The following is a 15,590-nucleotide window of genomic DNA, read 5'->3' as shown; positions in this document are numbered from 1 at the left end:
GCACATGACCGACACCCCAATTTCCGCGCCCCGGGTTACCCATCGCCGCATCCTTGCCGTGGCCGTGCCGGCTATTCTCGCCAATTTCGCGGCGGTCCTGCCCAATCTGGTCGACACCGCCCTGATCGGCCGGACCGGCGACGCCGTGGCGCTGGGCGGCATCTCCGTCGGGGCCTCGCTGTCGACCTTCGTGCTGTGGGCTTTCGCCTTCCTGCGGCTCGGCACGGCGGGCTTCACCGCCCAGGCCTACGGCGCCGAGGATGGCGACGAAATCAAGGCAACACTCAACCGGGCGCTGTCGCTGGCCTGGATCTTTGGTTTCATCCTGCTCCTGGTCATGGTTCCGCTGGCCTTCGTCGCCGTGCCGATGTTCGGATCCAGCGAGGCGGTGGCCGATCTGGCCGCCCGCTATTTCCATTATCGCCTGTTCAGTGCGCCGTTTGACTTCACCAATTATGTCATCTTCGGCTGGCTGGTCGGGCTGCAGCGCATGGGGCGTGCCCTGGCCTTGCAGGTGCTGCTCAATGGCCTCAACGTCGCTCTTTGCTGGCTGTTCGTCTATCAACTCCATCTCGGCGTTGATGGCGCCGCCATCGCCACCGCCGTCGCGCAGACGGTGACCGCCATTGTCGGCTTCGTGGTGGCCCGGCGTCTGCTGCGCATCGTTCCGTTGAGCGAAGAATCGGGTTCTCTCATCGACCTCGACAAGCTCTTTGTGCTGGTGTCGGTCAATTTCGATATTTTCCTGCGCACCCTCGCGGTGATGTTTGTGATGGTCTATTTCGTCGGCCTCGGCGCCCGCATGGGCGACGCCACGCTGGCCGCGAACCAAGTCCTGTTCGCGCTGGTCGCCACCATCGCCCAGAGCCTCGACGGATTTGCACAATCGGCCGAGACACTGACCGGCCAGGCAGTCGGCCAGCGCGATCGCGGTCAGTTGCGCCGTGCCGTCGGTGGCTCGCTCCTCTGGGCGTTGGTCCTTGCCCTGGGCATTGCCGTCCTGCTCGAATGCGGTGGCGGTGCCATCATTGGCTTGTTCAGCGACGACCCCGCGGTCCTCGCCGAGGCAGCGCCTTATCTGCCCTGGCTGACCGCCACCCCATTGGTGGCCGTTTGGTGCTATGTCCTCGACGGCGTCTTCATCGGCGCCACCCGCGGCCGCGAGATGCGCAACGGCATGGTGATTGCGGCGCTCGGGGCGATCGTCGCGCAATATTTCGCCATTCCGGCCTTCGGCAATCATGGCCTGTGGGGCGCGCTGATGCTGTTCTTTGTCTTGCGAGCGGCAACGCTTTATCTGTGGTACCCGCGGATTCCCCGGGCGCTGGCACATTGATGCCGCCTGTGGCAGATTCCGCAGACGTTTGAGGAGGTTCCGATGCCGTCATTTGACATCATTTCTAAGACTGAACTGGCCGAGGTCGAGAATGCCATCCAGGGCGTCGTCCGAGAGGTCGGCACGCGCTTCGATTTCAAGGGGTCGCATTGCACGATCGAGCGCAAGGAAGCCGTCATCACCATCAATGCCGATGACGATCTGAAGCTGAAGCAGATGCAGGAACTGCTCAAGGTGCATATCACGCGGCGGAAACTGGATCCCGGCTGCCTCGAATTCAAGGACGAGCAGAAGGCCACCGGCAATTCGCGCCGCCAGGAAGTCGTGGTGAAGCAGGGCATCGAGCAGACGCTGGGCAAGAAGATCGTCAAGGACATCAAGGACGCAAAGCTGAAGGTCCAGGTTTCGATCCAGGGTGACGAACTGCGCGTCACTGGCAAGAAGCGTGACGAACTCCAGGAAGCGATCGCCTTCGTAAAGGGGTTGAAGATCGAACAGCCGCTGCAGTTCACTAATTTCCGCGATTGAGGGATTGATCTTGCAGACGCCCATCATTCGCATCGAAACCCCCGACCAGCCGGATGTGCGCGACATGCTGGCCGAAGGCGATGCCTATTACGCGACACTGTACCCGGCCGAGAGCAACCACCTGGTCGACATATCGACCTTGCAGGGGCCGCAGACCAGCTTCTACGTGGCGCGCGTCGACGGCCGGTTGCGCGGGATCGGCGCCATCTTGCGCCAGCAGAGCTATGGCGAGATCAAGCGCATGTATGTCGACCCCAAGGCGCGCGGCCTGAAGCTCGGCAGCCGCCTGCTGGCGGCACTCGAGGCCGATGCCCGTGCCGTGGGCATCACCTGCCTGCGGCTCGAGACCGGCGTCCGGCAGCCGGAGGCGATCGCGCTATATGTTAAGTCTGGATATCGCGAGATCGCCCCCTTCGGGGCCTATCAGCTCGACCCACATTCGCTCTACATGGAAAAGACCCTGGACGCATAGGATAGCGACATGCCGCCGAAGAAGAACCCGCTCAACCTCAACACGCTGCAATTGAAGACCCTGACCCTGTTTCAGGCGCTCTCGGGGCTCGAAGGCTATGCGGTGCCGGCCGAAGAGGCGGGCCACACGCTCATCCAGCGCCTGCCACACGCCCATGGCGACCATTTTCACCTGGGGCCGTGGGTGCTCTCGGCGGCAGATGCCACGGGCCTCGGCAACGAGGCGGCGTGGAAGGCGCTGGAGCGCAAGGGCCTCATCAAATCCGCGTTCCCCCGCGCTTGCATCCTGACGCCCGAAGGGCACGCCTATGATACGGGCATGCGCCAGGCGATGCTGCACGAAGCACATCACCATTGAGCGTGTCCCGGTGATCAGCATGGCTGGGCGGTGAGCATGTCCGGGCCGGGCCATCTCGAGCTGCGCGATCTGACGGCCGGGGAAGGTGCCGCGGCACTTGACGGCTTTTCCGCGCAGCTGCCGCGTGGCGCCTTCTTCGCGCTGGTGGCCCCGGCACCCGAACTGCTGACCACCGCCATCGACCTCATCGCCGGATTCGCGCGGCCGCGGCATGGCCGCATCCTGATCGACAACAAGGATCTCGGCCTGCGGGTGCCGGGCGAGCGTGGTGTCATGACGGTGCGCGCGCATCTCGCCCTCTTCCCGCACCTAACCTTGCGCGCCAACATCGCCTTTCCACTGCAACAGCGCGGTCATGACAGAGCCGAAATCGCAACCCGCCTGGAACGTGTGGTCGAGGAATGCGGCATCGCCGCCGATCTATTGGACCGGCTGCCCGCGTCCCTCACGGCGGAGCAACAATTGCGCACGGCCCTCGCCCGCGCCATGGCCGGGGAGCCTGAGATTCTGCTCCTCGAGCGGCCGCTGCAGGTACTGCCAGGTGCGGCACGCCATGCTTTCCTGCCGGAACTGAAGCGGCTGCACCGGCAGTTCAACCTCACCACGCTGTTTGCCACCGACGACCTCGCTGAAGCGATGGCGCTGGCGGACATCATCTCGGTCGTCGTCGGTGGCCGAGAAGTGCAATTGGGCAAGGCCGAGGAATTGTTCGGCCGCCCGGCGAGCGCCACGGTCGCCCAATTGGCCGGCCCCTGCAATCTGCTGCCCGTCGACGTCGAAATGCTCGACGCCAAGGTCGTCTTGCGCTCGGCCTTGCTACAATCTGGCGGCGGCGATTTGGGGCGCGAGCGCTGCCACCCTCGGCTGGCGAGCGGTCCGGCCCTGCTGCTGGTGCGCCCCGAAGTCGTGCGGCCCTTTCTCGGCATCCGCCGCTTCGACCTGCTGACCGATGGTATCATCGCCGATGTCATGCCACGCGGCACCAACACGCGCATCCGTGTCGCCATCGAAGGCTTCGCGCCCGGCGTGATCGCCGAGATTCCGGCACCCGCCCCCTTTCCGCTGGAAAGCGGCAGGCGCGTCACGCTGGGCTGGAACCGGGCCGATTCCTATCTGCTGCCGGTGACCTGATGGCGGCCGGCGGCAGCTCCTTGGCGTTGCGCGGCCCCCTCGCCGGCCTCGCCTGGACGTCGCTGGGATTGCAAATCGCGATCTTTGCCGCCCCCCTTGCACTCGTCCTCTGGCTCAGCCTGCTGGCCACGGCCAATCAATCCGGCGACCTGTCGCTCACGGGCTGGACCAGTCTGCTCGCTTCACCAGAGGCCCGCGAAGCGCTCTTCAGCAGCATTCTGCTCGCAGCACTGACCGCGCTCGGTGCGACCTGCCTCAGCTGGCCGATCGCCTACTTGATCGCCATTCGCGGTCGGCGCCTTGGGCGCGTCCTGCTCGGCTTCGTCATCCTGCTGTGGTTTTTCGATCCCGGCATGCGCATCCTGGGCTGGATGCAGGCCTTCAAGGACCTCGCACTCCTGGACATCCTGCCATTGTCGATGCTCAGCGGCTTCTCGGCAGAACTGATCGCCGGTATTCACGCCTGGCTGCCGCTTAGCATTCTGGTTCTTGCACTGGCTTTTCGCCGCGTCGATCCGCATCTGCTGCGCGCGGCACGGGAATGCGGTGCCGACAGCGCAACACTCCTCACCCGCATCCTGTGGCCGCTCTGCCGATCTGCTGCGGCACTTTCCGCAGCCATAACTTTCAGCGGCGCCATCGGCAGCTTCCTGGAGCCGCGGCTGCTCGGCACCGGCGAATTTGAACAGGCCAGCGAGTGGCTGCAACGCGCGTTGGAAAGCGAGACCGGTTGGCCCTATGCCGCGGCGATGCTGATCCTGTTGCTGGCATTTGCCGCTGCACCTCTCGTCCTCCTGGCGGTGCTCAATCAGCGCAAGGTGCCCACATGATCCGCCGTGTCAGCCGTCTGCCCGGATTGTTGCTGCATCTTGCCGCCTGGCTGTTGGTCTTGTTCCTGCTGCTGCCGGTCGGCGCCATTTTTGGCCTAGGGCTCTATTACGCGCTGGGGATATTCCTGGTTGCCGATACCGGCCAGATGATGGCGGCCCTTGCCAAGGAAGCCGGCATCGCTCCGGCGCTTGGCGAAACACCCCTCATCGCCATTGCCGTCACGATCCTGGCGGGCATCTGGGGCTTGGCCCTGTCACTTCTTTGGCGTCGCTGGATCAGGGAGCGCCATTGGCTGCCTTTGCTCGGCTCCGCCCTCCCCTTCCTGTTGCCGCGCTTCGGCCTTGGCGCGCTGTTCCTGCTGGCCTGCCTCAAGCTTGCGCAATGGGGCGGCAATGCGTTGGGCCTTGGCCTGGTGGCGCTGAGCCAGGCCGCGGTCGCGGCCCCCTTGGTGGCAGCGATCCTTTGCCTGGGCTGGCAGCGCGTCGATCCGGCCTGGCGCGCCACGGCGCTTGAAGCCGGCGCCGATGAAATCACGATTTTCCATCGCCTCACCTGGCCAGTCCTGCGGCCCTACATGACCTTCGGCGCCCTCATCGCCTTCATCCTGTCACTGGGCGATTTCTATCTCGGCAACAGTCTTTCCGGCGACGCCGTGCTGCTGCCCGGCGCGATCCTCTCAGGGGTCGCCCAGAACGCCTCGCCGCTTTATCATGCGCTGGTGGCCTTGATGATCCTGGTCGATTTCGCGCTCTTCATCTTCGTCACCCGCAGCCTCAAGCGACTGACCCCAGCTTAAGATTGGACTTCCAACGTGACCGATCTCGATCTTTGCTTCACGCCCGCCACCGAACTCGCCGCCCGCATCCGTGCCGGCAGCCTGTCGCCGGTCACCATCATAGAGAATGCGCTGAAGCGCATCGCCGAGGTCAACCCGGCGCTCAATTGCTTCTGCTTTGTCTACGCAGAAGAAGCGCGCGATCAAGCCAAGCAAATGGAGGCAGAGGCCAAGGCCGGCCATTTCCGTGGTCCCTTGCATGGTGTGCCCTACGCCTTGAAGGATCTGACACCGACCAAGGGCAAGCGCACAACGCTCGGCTCCTACGCCTATGAACATTGGGTGCCCGATCACGACGCGCCGATTGCCGAGGCGCTCGCCGGTGCCGGCGGCATTCTCATCGGTAAGACGACGACACCTGAATTTGCCTATTCGAGCTTCACCGAGAGCCCGCTCTGGGGCATCACGCGCAATCCATGGAACACCGAACGCACTGCCGGCGGTTCGTCCGGTGGTTCCGGCGCTGCTGTCGCAAGCGGTTGTGTGCCCTTTGCCGAGGGCTCGGATATGGGCGGGTCGGTGCGCATTCCGGCCAGCTTCTGCGGTATCGTCGGGCTGAAGCCGAGTTTCGGTCGCATCCCCTTCACGATCCTCCCCAGCCAATTCGACCAGCTGTCGCATTTTGGTCCGCTGGCCCGCACCATCGGCGACGCCTGCCTGTTCCTAGAGATCACGCAAGGGCCCGATGACCGCGACATTCAATCGCTAACCACGCCGCTCGACTTTACCGGGCCATTGCCCGACGACCTCAAGGGCAGGCGTCTCGCCTTGCTTCTGAAGGTGGGTAACCACGTCTGGCATCCGGAAGTCGAAGCTGCCGTCCGCCGGGCCGCCGACACCTTGGCCAGGGCCGGTGCCATCATCGAGGAAGTCTCGCTGCCCTGGGGCAAGGACGAGGACGAATTGTGGTCGGCGCATTGGGGCGTCTATCTCGCCACCTTTTTCGGCCATGTGCTGAAAGACTACCGGGCCAAGATGGACCCCAATGTCGTGCGCCTGATCGAGAACGGCCTGGCGATGAACGCTGTCGAGTTCAAGAAGATCGAGATCGTCCGCACCCGCATGTGGGGCGAGATCCAGCCAATCCTCGCCCGCAACGAGGCCATGCTGACTGGCACCATGTGCCAACCAGCGGCCAAGGTTGGTCGCAACGATGCCGAGTACTGGCAACTCGACGCTGACGGGGGTTACCGCGCCCTCGATTTCACATCGGTCTGGAATTTCGTCAGCCCCTGCCCGGCCTTGTCGGTCCCGGCGGGCCTTACGTCAGACAAATTGCCGATCGGCCTGCAGATCATCGGCCGACGCCATGATGATCTTGGCGTCCTCGGCCTTGGCAGCGCCCTGGAAAAGCTGCAGCCGTGGTGGCACCAGCGCCCACCGCTCTGAGGCCCCGCCCCTTGCCAAAACAGGGCAAAAAGCGCTAGCCCTAGCCCCGCATTTTCGTCCTGACCTTTTATTCCTGGGTGCCCGTCCATGAGCAAGAATGTGAAGCCGCGCAACGGTGGCCGGATCCTGATCGATGCGCTGATCGGGCATGGCGTCGACATGGCCTTCTGCGTGCCGGGCGAAAGCTATCTGGCAGCGCTCGATGCGCTCCACGATTCGCAGGACAAGATCAAGCTGGTCGTCTGCCGCCAGGAAGGCGGTGCCGCCTATATGGCCGAAGCCTATGGCAAGCTGACCGGCAGGCCCGGCATCTGTTTCGTCACGCGCGGTCCCGGCGCCACCAACGCCTCGGTCGGCGTCCACACCGCCTTCCAGGATTCGACGCCGATGATCCTCTTCATCGGCCAGGTCGCCCGCGACCAGGTCGAGCGTGAGGCATTCCAGGAAATCGACTTCCGCCGCATGTATGGCCCAATGGTGAAATGGGTGGCCGAGATCGAGGATGCGGCGCGCATTCCCGAATTGGTGAGCCAGGCCTTCCACCGGGCCGTCAACGGCCGCCCCGGCCCGGTCGTGCTGGCGCTCCCCGAGGACATGCTGACCGACATTGCCGAGGTGGGCGATGCCATGCATTACAAGGTCAGCCGCGCGCATCCGGGTGAGGAACAGGTGGCAGACTTCCGAGCCCTGCTCACCAAGGCACAGCGCCCGCTCGTCATCCTGGGTGGTGGTGGCTGGGATGCCGAGGCCGTGGCCGACATCCGCGCCTTTGCCGAAGCCAACAACCTACCCGTCGGCTGCTCCTTCCGCTGCCAGGATCTGTTCGACAACACGCTGCCGAATTATGTCGGCGACGTGGGCATCGGCATCAACCCGAAGCTCGCGCAGCGCATCAAGGAGAGCGATCTCCTCATCGCCATCGGACCGCGCCTCGGCGAAATGACCACATCCGGCTACACCCTCATCGACATTCCGGTCCCGGCACAGAAGCTCGTTCATGTGCATGCCAGTGTCGAGGAATTGGGTCGCGTCTATCAGGCCACTCTGCCGATCAACAGCGGCATGGGTGCTTTCGCGCGGGCGCTGCGCAAGATGGCGCCGGTCGATCACAAAGCCTGGGCTTCCTGGACGTCGGGCGCCCACGCCGATTATATCGAGAACATCAAGCACAGCCCGGTCCCTGGCGATTTGCAGATGGGCGACATCATGGCCTGGCTGCGCCACCGCCTGCCCGAAGACGCAATCCTCACCAATGGTGCCGGTAATTACGCGACATGGAGCCACCGCTTCTATCAGTATCGCAAGTTCCGCACCCAGCTCGGCCCCACCAATGGCTCGATGGGATATGGCGTGCCGGCAGCAGTTGCCGCCAAGCTCGCTGCCCCTGACCGCGTTGTCGTCTCCTTCAATGGTGACGGCTGCTTCATGATGAATGGCCAGGAATTGGCAACGGCCGTGCAGTATGGCGCCAATGTCGTGTTCCTGGTTATCAACAACGGCATGTACGGCACGATCCGCATGCACCAGGAAAAGACCTATCCAGGCCGCGTCAGCGGAACCGAACTGCACAATCCCGATTTCGTGGCACTGGGCAAGGCCTATGGCGCGCATGCCGAGCTTGTCGAGAAGACAGCGGAATTCGCGCCGGCTTTTGAGCGCGCCCTTGCCGCTGGCAAACCGGCACTGCTTGAGTTGCGCCTTGATCCGGAAGCAATCACGCCCAAGGCCTCGCTCAGCGATCTCCGCAATGCTGCGCTGAAGGCTCAAAAGGCGTGACGGAACGGCTCGCCACCGAGCTCTACGTCAAGGCGCATATACGGCAGTGTTTTGCCAAGGGTCTCACTGCCATCGTCGCCCATAAGGGCGACGACTGGGGTGGCGCCATTCTGGTGAAACTCAATCTGCTGGGGCCTGGCTGTCGCCTGCTCAACCAGACCCGCGATGCCGATGGCGAAATCGCCTGGCTGCCGGTGCAGGCGGGCACGCTTCTTTCCGAACACGAGGCCGACGACTACATTGCCAAGGCCGTGAACCGAGATCCGGACCTCTGGGTCGTCGAGATCGAAGACCGCAGCGGCACCAATCCGTTTCCCGGAAAAATCCTCTAAGACCCCAAACGCATCATCCCCGGGGTGCTAACCCCGGGGATCCACCGCAATCGGGGGAGGGAAGTGGATGCCCGCTCTTCACCCGGGCATGACGCGGGGAAACGCCTTAGGCACTGCCCATCTGGCGAAAATCGCGGCGCAGTTGGAATTCACGGGAGGTCACCTGGTTCTCCATCGCCCCTGCCCGCTCTTCCAGATCCTTGAACTTTGCGCGCAGATTGGGAAAGGAAAGGTCTGGCGGCAGACCACCCGTCGCCCAATCATCTTGCGACTGAGCCGCCTTCGTTGGCTCAGCCCGCGCCTGGTCGGCCGGTTTCAGAAAGAAAGTGCCGAGGCCATAAGCGATCAGTGTGAACATCGGCGCGAAGATCAGGCCAAGCACTGCCGCCACGCGTACCAATTTCAGGCGCACGCCCCAATGCTGAGCGATACCGGCACAGATACCGCTCACTTTTCCTTTGTCGGGAATTCGGCGCAGGCCTTGAAAGGCCCAGAAGGCGCGCCCGCTCCCTGTATGCTCATCCCAATTCATCGTTGCGTCTCCCGCCAGCCCGGCGCCTCGGCGTCGAGCAATTTTTCCAGATTGGCGACCCGGCTCTCAAGCCGCTGTGCCGCCGCCCACAATTCCTTCTTCGTCTTCTCGTCGCCGCTGCCGCCGGTGTTCTGGTCCTTCCACCGGGTCTTGTAGTGGAAGATCAGCCACAGTGGTGCCACGATCACCATGAAAAGGATGGCTGGCACGGACATGAACTCGAGGAAACTCATAAACGATCCCTTTGGGCCGATGGGCGGTGGTCAGAACACTCAAGCAAAACATGGGCCTCAGCCCTTGTGCTCGGCGCGGAGCTTTTCCTTGAGCGCCGCCAACTCTGCATCAAGGCCGGTCTCGGCTTCAAGATTGGCGAACTCCTGCTCCAGGGTCTTACCCTGCCCCATATCGTAAACCTCGGCCCGGCCTTCAAGCTCATCGATCTTCTGGTGCAGGGTTTCATACCGCGCCAGTGCATCGTCGACCCGACCATCCGCCAGCGTCCGGCGGACCTGGACCCGCTTCTGGGCAGCGTTGAGGCGGATGAGGAGCGCCTTCTGCTTGGCCTTGGCTTCCTGCAGCTTAGATTGCAGGCGCGCGAGGTCTTCGTCATGGCGCGCCAGCGCTTCTTCCACGGCCTTCAATTCACCCTGCAAAGCCGTGGCGCTTTCGCCGAGTTTCCGCTTGGCCAGCAAGGCCCCCTTGGCGAGGTCGTCGCGGCCCTTGGAGATGGCGAATTCCGCCTTCTGCGCCCAATCGGCCTCGGCTGTCGCCAGTTGCTCCAACCGGCGCTGGATTTCCTTCTTTTCCGAGATGTTCTTCACCGCCGCCGAACGCACCTCGACCAGCGTGTCCTCCATCTCCTGGATCATCAGCTTCGCCATCTTTTCCGGATCTTCGGCCCGGTCCAGAAGCGCATTGAGGTTGGCGTTCACGATATCGCTGAGGCGCGAGAAAATACCCATGGTGCTAGTCCTTTTATCGAATTCTGCGAATGTGGGAGAGAAGCTGGATCAGAAGAGGAAATGGCCGAGGGCGACGCCGCAGCCAAAGAACACCCAGTCGGACGCCGTGCGGCTCCGGAGGTAGCTGCGGATCCAATCCATCGCCCGATCAAGATCCGCGGCGATACCACGGCGAAAACTCGGGCCAGGATTGGAATGGATGTCGTCGGTCATTTGGCAACTCCTCTAGATGAAGATGCCCTCTAACAGCATGTGCCGTGCCAAGATAGATATCATTGTATTTCAATTAGTTAGATAAAGGCGCCCATTCGATTTAGCGATAATCGCTAGTCATTTTCACCATATATGGCTATTATCGCTATATGGAGATCATCACCAATCCCGATGCCGCCGGCACGACACCGCTTCTCGGCTCCGATCCGACTTTCCTGGAGGCGTTGGAGCATGTCTCGCGCCTCGCCCAGCTCGATCGCCCGGCACTGGTCATCGGCGAACGGGGGACGGGAAAGGAATTGATGGCCGAGCGCCTGCATTACCTGTCGCCGCGTTGGGACGGACCCTTCGCCAAGGTGAATTGCGCGGCACTTACCGAGACGCTGCTGGAGAGCGAGCTTTTCGGGCATGAAGCCGGTGCGTTTACCGGCGCAAGGCAAAGGCGGCGCGGGCGGTTCGAACGCGCCGACGGCGGCACCCTCTTCCTCGACGAGATTGCCACCGCCTCATCGCGCCTGCAGGAGCAGATCTTGCGCGTCATCGAGTATGGCGAGTTCGAGCGTGTGGGCGGTGAGCAGACTTTGAAAGTGAATGTCCGCGTCGTCGGCGCCACCAATGTCGATCTGCCGGAATGCGTCGCCGCAGGCAGGTTCCGCGCCGATCTTCTCGACCGGCTATCCTTCGATGTCGTCACCCTGCCGCCGCTCCGTGCGCGGCCGACCGACATCCTGGAACTCAGCGACGCCTTCGGCATCCGCATGGCCAAGACCTTGGGCCACCCGCTCTTTCCCGGCTTCACCAGCGCTTGCCGGCAAATGCTGCTGGGTCATGGCTGGCCTGGCAATGTCCGGGAGTTGCGCAATGTCATCGAGCGTGCGGTCTATCGCGCCGGCCCCAGCGAGACGCCCATCGATATGATCCAGATCGATCCGTTCGAAAGTCCCTGGCGCCCGGGCAATCCGGCAAAGATCGATGCACCCAGCATGCCCCCCAGCGACGACTTCTCTGCCAGCGTTGCTCGCTTTGAAAAAGACTTGCTGAAGCGCGCGCTCGCGGCGAACAACGGCAGCCAGACCAACGCGGCGCAGCAGCTCAAACTGAGCTATCACCAGTTACGCCGCCTGCTGAAGAAATACGGCCTATAGCCAGCCGGAACGCTTGAAGCGCCAGAACAACAGGCCGCAGATGACGACGATGAAGGCGATAACGCCGAAATAGCCGTATTCCCACTTCAATTCCGGCATGTTGTCGAAGTTCATGCCGTAGATGCCGGCGACGGCCGTCGGCACCGCAAGCATGGCGGCCCAGGCCGCGAGTTGCCGCATGACTTCGTTCTGCTTCATGGCGCTCATCAGCATCTTGGTGTCGACCACCGTCTTGATGAGTTCGCGAAGGTTTTCGATGCGGTCGAGCAGGATCGTGCTGTGATCGAACACGTCGCGGAAATAGGGATGCGTGTTACGGTCAATGAGGGCCATGTCATATCGCATCAGCCGCTGGCAGATTTCCGGCAGCGGCGCTACGGCATGGCGCATGTGCAGCAGGTCGCGGCGCAGGATCACGATCTCTTCCAGTACATCCAGTGTACTGCGGCCATCGAGCACGGCTTCCTCAAGCCGTTCAATATCGTCTTCGATGCTCTCGACAATCGGGAAATAGCGGTCGACGATGAAATCCATCAGCGCGTAAAGGATGAAGTCTTCGCCCTTCTTGAAGTTCTCGGGCGAATTCTCACAGCGCGAACGCACATCGGCATAACTCACCGACGGACCGTGCCGCACTGTGATCACATAGCCGCGGCCGATGAAGAAGCTGGTCTCGCCCATGGCGACATGCGTGCCGTCCATCTGCGCGGTCTTCATGACCACGAACATGGTCTCGCCATAGAGTTCGAGTTTGGGCCGCTGATGGGCGCGGTAGGCGTCTTCGACAGCCAACTCGTGAAGGCCGAAATAGGCCTGGAGCTTGGCCAGTTCCTCCTGGCTCGGCTCATAAAGGCCGATCCAGATCACCCGTCCTGGCTGGACCCGCATCTGGTCTGCATCATTGATGTCCAGGCTCCTAAGCCGTTGGCCACCCTCGTAAATTGCGCAATCGACAACACGACCCATCTTTGATTGCTCCGGAAAGAGGCCAGAACGGGGTGCATGTCACGCCCCTTTCGACCCGATTATCCCACCCATCCGCTCGTGGCAAGCGGCCTATACAAGGTCGGTCGGGCAGATTACCTTCCCACGCGAGCTGACGGCCCCAACTGCCACATTTGGGCGCCACCTTTTATGTGAACCTTTTGACCTGATCGGACGACGGACTGATGACCATGGCAGACGCTTCATGAAACTGGACGCGGGCAGTGCCATTCCCGACGGAAAGCTTCTTGACGGCATCGCCAAGGGTGATCGGGTCGCTTTCACCGAATTCTATCAGCGGCACAATCGGTCCCTGTTCGCCTTTCTGGTCAAAATGGTGCGCGACCGCGAGCTGGCGGAAGAAGTCCTCAGCGAAACCATGCTCGACGTCTGGCGCCAGGCTGGACGATTCGAGGGCAAATCGTCGGTGACGACCTGGCTTTTCTCGATCGGCCATCACAAGGCCGTCAGTCGCCTGCGCCGCATGCGCGAAGTGGCGCTGGATGAAGAGGTGGCCGCCAATATCGAGGATAGCGGTCCCACGCCGGACATGCAGGCCTCGGACAAGGACATGTCGCGCCTGCTGGCGCGGCTCATCGAATGCCTGTCGCTGGATCATCGCGAGATCCTGCAATTGGCTTATTACCAGGAGTTTTCGGTCCAGGAGATCGCCGAAGTGCTGGACCTGCCGGAGAACACGGTCAAGACGCGCATGTTCTACGCAAGGCAGCGCCTCAAGGCGCTGCTGGAGCAAGCCGGAGTGAAAGGAGCGGTGGCATGACAGCCCGCAAAGACGACACTCGCCCGCTCAGCCTGGAAGATGCCCAGGAGCTGCTGCCCTGGTATTTGACGGGCAAGCTCGGCCGCGCTGAAAACGATGCCATCGACGACATGCTGAAGGGCTCGGCGGATCTCCGCGACCAGCTACAGACGGCGCAGTCTCAACAGGCCGCCGTGCTGGAGAGCAACGATAACATCGGCGGTCCGTCGGCGGCCAATCTGACCAAGCTGCTGCAGCAGATCGAGACCACCAAGCAGCGGCGCTATGTGGTCGCCGGTGAACCCGGCTTCTTCGAGCGATTGCTGGGGTCTTGGGCGGCGCCCCGGCCTGCGCTGCAATTCGCCCTTGCCGCCGCTTGCGCCCTCATCATTGCGCAGGGCGCCTTCCTCTATCAGCTTGGTGCCTTTTCGCCCAAAGCGGATGGCGCCAGCTATGCAACGGCCAGCGACGGCACACAGCCGGCGATTGCGGCTGCCAGCCTGATCGTGTCATTCCGCCCCGAGGTGACGGCGGCGCAGCTGACCCAGATGCTGGGCGAAATCGACGCCACGGTCATCGATGGACCGAAGCCTGGCCAGACCTTCGTTCTGGGGCTTGCCGATGCCGCTGCTGCCGACGCGGCCATTGCCAAGCTGCAATCGCGGCCGGATTTGGTCGCCTCGGCCCAGCGCCGCTGAGCATGATGCGCGCGGCGCTTCATCTTGCCGTTCTGTGTCTGACCCTGTTCATCGGCGCGGCGTCCGCCGTTGCCCAAATGGCACCGGGACCGCGCAACAACACCCCACCGACGATCAATCTGCCCAGTCAGGGTCCGGATGCCGCCGTTCCGGATATCCTCAACGGTCCGCCGGACGAAGAAAGCGACAAGCGCAAGAAGCCCGACGGCGGCGAAAGTATCCCGAACGAGATTTGCGTGATCTTCGCGCCATCGACGGATGAGGGCGTGCCACAACGCTTTGCCGGCGACTTCGACCTGGAGCCGACGCGCAATTTCATCATGAGCGGATTGGGGCTGCGCGTCCACCTGATGCGGATCGCCGACGGTGCCGATATCGACAAGGTGTTCGAGCGGGCCTCGGCTGACGACCGACCGCTCTGGGTTCAGAAGAACGGGGTTTTCCGCAGCAGCGTCGGCGATGCGGGACAGCAATACGCCCTGCAGCAGATCCACGCCGATGCGGCCTCCGCGGCAGCCTCTGGTGGCGCCGGCGTCACCATCGGATTGGTGGACAGCGGCGTCGATCTCAACCATGAATCCCTGCGCGGCGCGCATATCAAAGGCATCGACGTCGTCGACAATCAGCCCGTGCTGGGCGAGACCCATGGCACGGTAATCGCCAGCATCCTGGTCGGGCAAGGTCCACTGCATGGCGTGGCGCCCGCGGCCAATCTGGTGGCTGTCCGCGCTTTCCGCGAGGTCGATCCGAAGCTGGGCGCCGCCGAAAGCTCGTCCTTTCTGCTCTCGCTCGGCATCGACACGGCGGTTCGCAATGGCGCCCAGGTCATCAATCTCAGCCTCACCGGACCGCAGGACAAGCTGGTCTCGCAGATGATCAACGAAGCGTTGCTTCACAAAGTGGGTATCATCGCTGCGGCCGGGAATGATGGGCCCAAGGCGCGGCCGGCTTATCCAGGGGCGCAAGACGGCGTCATCGCGGTGACGGCAACCGATGTCAATGACCGCCTCTATAAGCAGGCCAATCATGGCGACTACATCTCCGTGGCGGCGCCAGGTGTCGACATTCTGGGTGCCAAGCCTGGCGGGTCTTACGACTTCTTCAGCGGAACCTCGATGGCGACCGGCTATGTGACCGGCGTCGCCGCCCTGCTCATATCGCGCGACAAGAATCTCAGTGTGACGCAATTGCGAAAGGCTGTCGAAGTATCGGCCGTCGATCTCGGACCACCCGCGCGCGACCCGGAATTCGGCGCCGGTCGCATCGACGCCGCCTCGGCCCTCAATCAGCTGCCCTAGGCATTGCCCCC

At 62.8% G+C, this 15,590-nt stretch carries 19 protein-coding genes; 14 read left to right on the top strand and 5 right to left on the bottom strand.

Annotated elements, in window-relative coordinates; all coding sequences use genetic code 11:
- Nucleotides 1-4: 4 nt before the first annotated feature.
- From SMD31_RS13915 to SMD31_RS13870, 10 genes are all read left to right on the top strand, one after another.
- Complete coding sequence (locus SMD31_RS13915; RefSeq protein ID WP_320501504.1) at nucleotides 5-1,336, top strand: MATE family efflux transporter; 1,332 nt, start codon at nucleotides 5-7, stop codon at nucleotides 1,334-1,336.
- A gap of 42 nt (nucleotides 1,337-1,378) precedes the next feature.
- A complete protein-coding gene (locus SMD31_RS13910; protein ID WP_320501503.1) occupies nucleotides 1,379-1,864 on the top strand; it encodes a YajQ family cyclic di-GMP-binding protein in 486 nt (161 codons plus the stop codon).
- 10 nt (nucleotides 1,865-1,874) lie between these two features.
- On the top strand, nucleotides 1,875-2,336 hold the full coding sequence (locus SMD31_RS13905) for a GNAT family N-acetyltransferase (RefSeq protein WP_320501502.1): 462 nt from the start codon (nucleotides 1,875-1,877) through the stop codon (nucleotides 2,334-2,336).
- 9 nt (nucleotides 2,337-2,345) lie between these two features.
- A complete protein-coding gene (locus tag SMD31_RS13900; protein ID WP_320501501.1) occupies nucleotides 2,346-2,693 on the top strand; it encodes a hypothetical protein in 348 nt (115 codons plus the stop codon).
- 36 nt (nucleotides 2,694-2,729) lie between these two features.
- Nucleotides 2,730-3,824 carry an ABC transporter ATP-binding protein gene (locus tag SMD31_RS13895; RefSeq protein WP_320501500.1) on the top strand — a complete coding sequence of 365 codons (1,095 nt, stop codon included), beginning with the start codon at nucleotides 2,730-2,732 and terminating at the stop codon, nucleotides 3,822-3,824.
- Complete coding sequence (locus tag SMD31_RS13890; RefSeq protein ID WP_320501499.1) at nucleotides 3,824-4,654, top strand: ABC transporter permease subunit; 831 nt, start codon at nucleotides 3,824-3,826, stop codon at nucleotides 4,652-4,654. The genes SMD31_RS13895 and SMD31_RS13890 overlap by 1 nt, the downstream gene beginning before the upstream one ends.
- Nucleotides 4,651-5,451: an ABC transporter permease subunit gene (locus SMD31_RS13885; RefSeq protein WP_320501498.1), complete on the top strand. Its 801-nt coding sequence runs from the start codon at nucleotides 4,651-4,653 to the stop codon at nucleotides 5,449-5,451. Before SMD31_RS13890 ends, SMD31_RS13885 begins: the two co-directional genes overlap by 4 nt.
- Nucleotides 5,452-5,466: 15 nt before the next feature.
- Nucleotides 5,467-6,879, top strand: a complete 1,413-nt coding sequence (locus SMD31_RS13880; protein ID WP_320501497.1) for an amidase — start codon at nucleotides 5,467-5,469, stop codon at nucleotides 6,877-6,879.
- Between the two features lie 87 nt (nucleotides 6,880-6,966).
- A complete protein-coding gene (locus SMD31_RS13875) occupies nucleotides 6,967-8,655 on the top strand; it encodes a thiamine pyrophosphate-binding protein (RefSeq protein ID WP_320501496.1) in 1,689 nt (562 codons plus the stop codon).
- Nucleotides 8,652-8,987: a DUF1491 family protein gene (locus SMD31_RS13870; protein WP_320501495.1), complete on the top strand. Its 336-nt coding sequence runs from the start codon at nucleotides 8,652-8,654 to the stop codon at nucleotides 8,985-8,987. Before SMD31_RS13875 ends, SMD31_RS13870 begins: the two co-directional genes overlap by 4 nt.
- Before the next feature lie 106 nt (nucleotides 8,988-9,093).
- Here SMD31_RS13870 and SMD31_RS13865 read toward each other — a convergent pair whose 3' ends face one another.
- From SMD31_RS13865 to SMD31_RS13850, 4 genes are read right to left on the bottom strand one after another with little or no spacing between them, the layout of a single operon-like run.
- Nucleotides 9,094-9,519: a PspC domain-containing protein gene (locus tag SMD31_RS13865; protein WP_320501494.1), complete on the bottom strand. Its 426-nt coding sequence runs from the start codon at nucleotides 9,517-9,519 to the stop codon at nucleotides 9,094-9,096.
- The gene (pspB, locus tag SMD31_RS13860; protein WP_320501493.1) at nucleotides 9,516-9,752 is read right to left on the bottom strand and encodes an envelope stress response membrane protein PspB; all 237 of its coding nucleotides are present in this window, start codon (nucleotides 9,750-9,752) and stop codon (nucleotides 9,516-9,518) included. Before pspB ends, SMD31_RS13865 begins: the two co-directional genes overlap by 4 nt.
- A gap of 57 nt (nucleotides 9,753-9,809) precedes the next feature.
- Nucleotides 9,810-10,481: a phage shock protein PspA gene (gene pspA / locus SMD31_RS13855; protein ID WP_320501492.1), complete on the bottom strand. Its 672-nt coding sequence runs from the start codon at nucleotides 10,479-10,481 to the stop codon at nucleotides 9,810-9,812.
- Nucleotides 10,482-10,529: 48 nt separating this feature from the next.
- Nucleotides 10,530-10,694, bottom strand: a complete 165-nt coding sequence (locus SMD31_RS13850) for a hypothetical protein (protein WP_320501491.1) — start codon at nucleotides 10,692-10,694, stop codon at nucleotides 10,530-10,532.
- 149 nt (nucleotides 10,695-10,843) lie between these two features.
- On the opposite strand from SMD31_RS13850, the gene SMD31_RS13845 reads away from it, so the two are divergent.
- Complete coding sequence (locus SMD31_RS13845; protein ID WP_320501490.1) at nucleotides 10,844-11,839, top strand: sigma 54-interacting transcriptional regulator; 996 nt, start codon at nucleotides 10,844-10,846, stop codon at nucleotides 11,837-11,839.
- Here the strand turns inward: SMD31_RS13845 and corA are convergent.
- On the bottom strand, nucleotides 11,834-12,805 hold the full coding sequence (corA, locus tag SMD31_RS13840; RefSeq protein ID WP_320501489.1) for a magnesium/cobalt transporter CorA: 972 nt from the start codon (nucleotides 12,803-12,805) through the stop codon (nucleotides 11,834-11,836). The genes SMD31_RS13845 and corA overlap by 6 nt on opposite strands.
- A 223-nt stretch (nucleotides 12,806-13,028) precedes the next feature.
- On the opposite strand from corA, the gene SMD31_RS13835 reads away from it, so the two are divergent.
- Genes SMD31_RS13835 through SMD31_RS13825 form a run of 3 tightly spaced genes read left to right on the top strand, consistent with a single transcriptional unit; the run spans nucleotide 13,029 to nucleotide 15,579 of the window.
- The gene (locus tag SMD31_RS13835) at nucleotides 13,029-13,604 is read left to right on the top strand and encodes a sigma-70 family RNA polymerase sigma factor (protein ID WP_320501488.1); all 576 of its coding nucleotides are present in this window, start codon (nucleotides 13,029-13,031) and stop codon (nucleotides 13,602-13,604) included.
- Nucleotides 13,601-14,281, top strand: a complete 681-nt coding sequence (locus SMD31_RS13830; protein ID WP_320501487.1) for a hypothetical protein — start codon at nucleotides 13,601-13,603, stop codon at nucleotides 14,279-14,281. Before SMD31_RS13835 ends, SMD31_RS13830 begins: the two co-directional genes overlap by 4 nt.
- Before the next feature lie 2 nt (nucleotides 14,282-14,283).
- Entirely contained in the window at nucleotides 14,284-15,579 is a 1,296-nt protein-coding gene (locus SMD31_RS13825; protein ID WP_320501486.1) for a S8 family serine peptidase, read from the top strand.
- Nucleotides 15,580-15,590: the final 11 nt, after the last annotated feature.

This window comes from Dongia rigui (assembly GCF_034044635.1).
GTDB lineage: Bacteria > Pseudomonadota > Alphaproteobacteria > Dongiales > Dongiaceae > Dongia > Dongia rigui.
This window is presented reverse-complemented; position numbering and strand designations above follow the sequence as displayed.